General features: G+C 63.1%; 6 protein-coding genes and 1 pseudogene. 1 reads left to right on the forward strand and 6 read right to left on the reverse strand.

All coding sequences use genetic code 11. From position 1 onward, the window contains the following. Window positions 1-224: 224 nt before the first annotated feature. On the forward strand, window positions 225-1,661 hold the full coding sequence (locus RHBS_RS23515; protein WP_121871962.1) for a radical SAM domain-containing protein: 1,437 nt from the start codon (window positions 225-227) through the stop codon (window positions 1,659-1,661). Between the two features lie 123 nt (window positions 1,662-1,784). Here RHBS_RS23515 and RHBS_RS23520 read toward each other — a convergent pair whose 3' ends face one another. The 6 genes and pseudogenes from RHBS_RS23520 to RHBS_RS23545 all read right to left on the reverse strand — a co-directional run. After that, a complete protein-coding gene (locus RHBS_RS23520; protein ID WP_236745407.1) occupies window positions 1,785-2,669 on the reverse strand; it encodes a ferritin-like domain-containing protein in 885 nt (294 codons plus the stop codon). A gap of 175 nt (window positions 2,670-2,844) precedes the next feature. Further along, window positions 2,845-3,213 carry a nuclear transport factor 2 family protein gene (locus RHBS_RS23525; protein ID WP_121871964.1) on the reverse strand — a complete coding sequence of 123 codons (369 nt, stop codon included), beginning with the start codon at window positions 3,211-3,213 and terminating at the stop codon, window positions 2,845-2,847. A 244-nt stretch (window positions 3,214-3,457) separates the two neighbouring features. After that, on the reverse strand, window positions 3,458-3,781 hold the full coding sequence (locus RHBS_RS23530) for a hypothetical protein (protein ID WP_128646545.1): 324 nt from the start codon (window positions 3,779-3,781) through the stop codon (window positions 3,458-3,460). Then, window positions 3,781-4,488: an ABC transporter ATP-binding protein gene (locus tag RHBS_RS23535; protein WP_128646547.1), complete on the reverse strand. Its 708-nt coding sequence runs from the start codon at window positions 4,486-4,488 to the stop codon at window positions 3,781-3,783. Before RHBS_RS23535 ends, RHBS_RS23530 begins: the two co-directional genes overlap by 1 nt. After that, window positions 4,485-5,273: an ABC transporter permease gene (locus tag RHBS_RS23540; protein ID WP_237669613.1), complete on the reverse strand. Its 789-nt coding sequence runs from the start codon at window positions 5,271-5,273 to the stop codon at window positions 4,485-4,487. The genes RHBS_RS23535 and RHBS_RS23540 overlap by 4 nt, the downstream gene beginning before the upstream one ends. After that, window positions 5,270-5,550: pseudogene (locus RHBS_RS23545) on the reverse strand (ABC transporter); the annotation flags it as partial. The pseudogene RHBS_RS23545 and the gene RHBS_RS23540, both read right to left, overlap by 4 nt.

Below are 5,550 nucleotides of genomic sequence, written 5' to 3' on the forward strand. Positions count from 1 at the left end.
GAATTGCTGCCCAACGGGGCCTAGTCCGCGCGCACCTGGCAAACGCGCGCGCATTTGCGACGGGCGCTGGGGGGGCGGGGACGAAGGGACGGACAGGGGATGGGCTGGGACGGGACGGAGGGGGTGGGACTGCGGCGATCCTCGCGGCCCACGGTCCGCAGGCACACTGGAAGTGCACGCGCGGGGTGTGCGGTTTCCCGAGCGAGAAGACAACGAGGCCGAGCATGACAGTGCGTGAGAAGTTCGAGGCCTACGTCCGCCGTATCGAGAGGCGCACGCGCCCGGTCGATCCCCGCACCCGAGCGGCCCTGACGGAGAGGTGGGCGGCGTTACCACCCGCGGCCCGAACGCCGGCACAGACGCTGGGGCGACACGCGGTGGGCTGCGAGGGCACCCACGGAGTGTTTCCGAAGTGCAACCTCACCTGCAGCCCCTGCTACCACAGCGCGGATGCGAACAAGGTGCGCATCGACGGTGAGCACACACTGCGAGAAGTCGCCGCGCAATTCGAGCTGCTCGCCGAACGACGCGGCCCGCGGGCGCACGCGCAGTTGATCGGCGGAGAAGTCAGTTTGCTCGATTCCGACGACCACGCCGCGGCGCTGGCGATCATGCGTGAGCACGGCCGCGAACCGATGTCGTTCACCCATGGCGACTTCGACTACGACTACCTGCAGGCCGTCGTTCTCGACGGTGACGGCCAGACACGATTTTCGCGAGTGTCCTTCGCCGCGCACTTCGACAAGCTGATGCGCGGACGGAGCGGAATCCCTCGGCCGCGAACGGAAGCCGAACTCACTCCTTATCGTCGACGGTTCGCGGAGATGTTCACTCGATTGAAGAGCGAGCACGGAGTGGCGTCGTATCTGGCGCACAACATGACCGTCACGCCGCACAACATCGACGAGGTCGCCGCAGTGACGGGCGAGGTGGTCGGCATGGGCGGCTATTCGATGGTCTCCTTCCAGCCCGCGGCTTTCGTCGGAGACGAGCGGCGCTGGAGCGGGGACTACCGGGAGATCGACATCGATATCGTCTGGGAGCAGATCGAACTCGGCATGGGACAGGCAATTTCGTACCAGTCGATCCAGTTCGGCGATCCGCGTTGCAACAGAACAGCGTTGGGCTTCATGGTCGGCTCGACGTGGCATCCGTTCCTCGATGTCACACGCCCGGCAGAGGAACGTGCTCGCGACGAGTTCTTCACCCATCTGGGCGGAGTAAACTTCGGCGGTTCCGATCCGCTGACGCTAATTCTGAAACTCCTCCGGGTACTGGCCGGTCATCCGTTGGGGATCGTCGTGGCGGGGCGGTGGTTCGCGAGCGTCCTGCGACGATGTGGCCCCCGAAACGCAGTTCTGGCATTCGTTCGCAGAGACCTTCGCCCGATGAACTTCGTCGTTCATCGCTTCATGGATGCCGAAAATGTAGCTCCCGCATGGAAACTGATGCAATCCGGTCAGGTCGCCGCCGATCCCGTGCTGCTGGAAACGCAGGAGCGACTTGCGGCCTGCACCTATTCGATGGCGCACCCCGAGACCGGTGAACTCGTTCCCGCGTGCGTCCAGCATTCGGTTCTCGACCCGGGTGAGAATCAGGAACTGCGAAAGCTGCTGCCGTTGCTCGTGACGAAACCGGAAACGACCGGTTGCTGTAGCTGACGCTCGGGTGGTGTCGAGCCATGCGACACCACCCGAGCGAAACCTCCGGCTATCCGCCGCTGGTGTTGAGCTCGCCGTTGACGCCTGCAGGGAAGAATCCACCGGACGTGACCGGAGCCGGGTTCAGATACACAATATTGAGTACCTGGCCCGGTGAGCGGGAATACGCGATTCCGTTGGCGTCCAACGGAACCAGGTTGGCGGCACCGTCGAGAGTGATTCCCTGATCCAGATCGTCCGGCCCATCCAGCTGTCTCTGGCGTCGGAGATGGCGTTCGCGGGCGTTTCGAGACCCAGAGAGAACAGGCTCGTCCGGATGATGCCCGCGTGGTACGCCTCGGCCGCCAGAATGCCTGCAGCGGCTTCGAGATACGTCTTGTTCGACACCAGCGGTGCCGCGCCCTTGTATGCGGTGACGCCGACGTCCTCGAAGATGAACGCGCCGAGCAAGAAATTCTGCTCGTTCGCGTACACGTCGAAGGTCTCGCCTGCGCCGATCAGTCCTGCTGCCATGGCGGCGGCAGTGAAGCTCGCGTCGAGGTCGATCGCAGGCCGGGCCACTGCCGCGTTTCCAAGCGCTCCGCGCAGGAACGCCACGTGATTGAGCTCGTCGAAGGCGATTTCCTCGGCATATGCCTTGATCAACTTGCTCTCGAATGTCACCTGCCGACCTCCGGTGACGGGGCCGGGAGTTCCGGTACCGCCCACGAGGGTGTCCGGCAGACCCTTTCCGGTCACCGCCCGCTGGTAGAACTCGGCTTCCAGGTACTCGAGGTTGAGTGCGAAGTTCAGAATCGCGGCATCGGATGGGCCTTGGCCAGGCATTCCGGGGATGAGCGGCCCATCCGAGGAGCCGAAGGGGAAGGCAGATGCGACGCCTGAGCCCACAGTCATTGCCGCGCCTGCACCCAAGCCGGTGAGACCTGCTGCCCGCATGAAGCGTCGGCGATCCAGACCGTTTTCCGAGCTACTGCTGATGGCCTTGGTGATGAATTTCTTGTCGAACATATGCGACTGGGCCTCTCGTCCGGGTGAAGTGCATGATGCCGACGCCCCCGCGGACCAGGCAACTGTAGCCCCTGGAAAGACTATGTGTACTTTTCCTCAGGAAATTTCTATAGGTGCTGCTAGAAGGCCTATGCGTTGTCCAGTGACGCCTCTGGCGGTCAGCTGGGTCGCCCTGTCAGGAGTGGGCGGGTGAGTCCTGGCTGAAAGTGTTCTGCCAACGGCCATCTTTTCGTAGCCAGAGCGAGCTGATGAACATCGACTCGCCCACGCTGCGTTGAGGCCGTTGGTAATCGGCGCGATAGCAGAGCATCGCCGCATCCCCAGATACTTCGATCAGTTTCGCTTCCGTGATCGAGTAGGACGCCATGCTGGGCCCGTCGGCCAGTTGGGCAACGTGGTCCGCTCTACTGGCGAAACCGGTGGGATACACCCCGACGAAGTCGGCAGAGAGTAGTTCGAGATCGGCGTCTGCGTCGCCGTTGGTCAGCGCATCCCAGACGCGGGATTCGAGATCGATGTAAAACTGGATTCCGAGATCGTGCATAGGGTCAGTATCGCAGCGTCCACGGCGATCGCATTCATCGGAAGTGGCATCTTCTCGCGAATGCTCATGCCGGATAACGCATTTTTCCTCGTCGGACCTCGGTGAGACCATCGCAGCGGGCTCGAACAGGTGTGGGCGGTGTTCCTGCGACTGGTTGGTCGTTGGATCTTTCTGTCAAGGTAGGAGCCGAGAATCTGCTAACGCCTTGTAGTTCGAGAATCGCATTCGGTCGCTCACTCGACCGTCAGGCTTCAACAGCAATTCTCGCATTACGTGGAATTTTCAACCCCACCGAATCCCCGATCCGCACCGTAGATCCCGCCGCCAACTCCACTTTCACGGTCACCGAACCCACGGTCACGTCAGCGATGCTGCGAAATCCGGTAGGCCGCAATCCCGAGACAACTCCACGAATCCCGTTGTCATCCATGCTGATCAGCTCATGTCGTAACAGCAGCACAGCAGGCCCGGCCGGCAGAGAAACTCTTTCGACCTCCAACTCCCCGAGCTCGGAGCGATGCACCCCAACTCCATCCCACTGACCTTCGATTTCGTTGATTCCGCCCATCAGTCGCGAGACTGCAACGTGCTCGGACGCGTGTAAGCCGTTGCGATATCGGAGTGATGCTCCAATCGTCCGTCGATGAGCACTGCCACGGAATCGGCCAGCACGGCCGCTTCCTGCTGATCGTGGGTGACGAGCAGCAGAGTCTGATCCAACGACGAGCGCAGTTCGCGAACCAGGTCGTGCATCTCGGTGCGCAATACCGGGTCGAGCGCACTGAACGGCTCGTCCAACAACAACAATCGCGGTGAGCCGGCGAGCGAGCGTGCTAACGCCACCCGCTGAGCTTGCCCGCCCGACACCTCTGACACGGCCCGGTCGCTCATATCGCCCAGATGAACCAGGTCGAGATATTCGCGGGCCCGCTCGCGCGAACGCTTGCGACTGTCACCGGCAGCGCGGTAGGCGAAGCCGATGTTGTCCAGTACCGACATGTGTGGGAACAACATCGGACGTTGAAACACCATCCCCACCCCGCGGTTCTCGGCCTCAACGCCGTTCACCTCGCGACCGTCGATGCGCACCGTGCCGGCAGTGGGCGAATCCAACCCCGCGATGAGCCGTAGCGCTGTGCTCTTGCCCGAGCCCGACGGCCCGAGAATTGCCGTACACGAACCCGGCGGCACGGTGAGATCCAACGAATCCAGAGCCGCAACCGATTGACCGGCATGGACTTTCGTGAGTCCGTGAACGGACAGTTCGACGCTCATCGTGCACTCCTACGACGCAACCGGGCGAGCATGAGCACCAGCAACAAAGGCGGCACCACGGCAGCGACCGACAGTGCAGCCACCACCGAATCGTTGCCGGTGCCTGCAGCGAACGAGGCGACGAGAATGGGCACGGTGACCAGTCTGCCTCCGCCGATCAACAAGGTGATCACGTAGTCGCTCCACGCCACGAGGAACGCGAGCAACGCCGCCCCTGCCAACGCCGGAGCTAGCAGCGGAATGCGAATCCGCCGCAGCACCATGGCACTCGACGCACCGAGCGTGCGCGCCTCCTCCTCGTAGCCGATGTCGTACGCGCCGAACGCCACTCGCATCAGATACGTCGTGTACGGAATGGCCGCAACGGTCAGCAGTGCGACTACCGCCACCGTGCTCGGAATACGCGAGCGCAGCACCAGGACATCGAGTCCCAACGCCACGGCGAACGGGGGCAGGGCCAGTGGTGCGAAGAGAACGCCGGCCACCAAAGCGGGGAAACGCACAGTACCGTTCACCAGGGCTCGAGCGGCTAACGCGCCCAATGGTGTTGCGATGGCGGCGACGGCCAAAGCGAGCAGGGTCGACCGCACGAACGCATCGACGCCACCGGCGTAGAGAGCACTGCGAACGCCGTCGAATCCCCAGTCCTGCGGAAGCGAACTGGGAAACGACCATCGATTGCTGATGGCCCACAAGACAACCGGAATCAGCGGCAGCAGGAACCACACGACCAACACGGCCCGACCGATTGCTGGAAAGACCCGCGTCACTTCCACCTTGTTCATTTCCACGCTGCCGATCTGCGCAGAAAGTGCAGGGCCACCGCGGCCACGACGACGGTCACCACGGTAGCTATCGTCGCGGCCGCAGCGGCCTGCGGACGCGTCTCGAGGTCGATCGAGCTGAACAAGCGGATTGCCGTGACCGACAACGGCTCCGGAAACGGACGGCCCAGAATTCGTGCCACCTCGTAGGATCCGACGGTGTACGCGAAGGCGATGGCCGCCGAGGCGATCAGCGCAGGCCGAGCCAGCGGCAGGGTGACCAGCCGCAGCCGCGCCA

The sequence above is a fragment of the Rhodococcus sp. BS-15 genome, assembly GCF_000813105.1.
Lineage (GTDB): Bacteria > Actinomycetota > Actinomycetes > Mycobacteriales > Mycobacteriaceae > Rhodococcoides.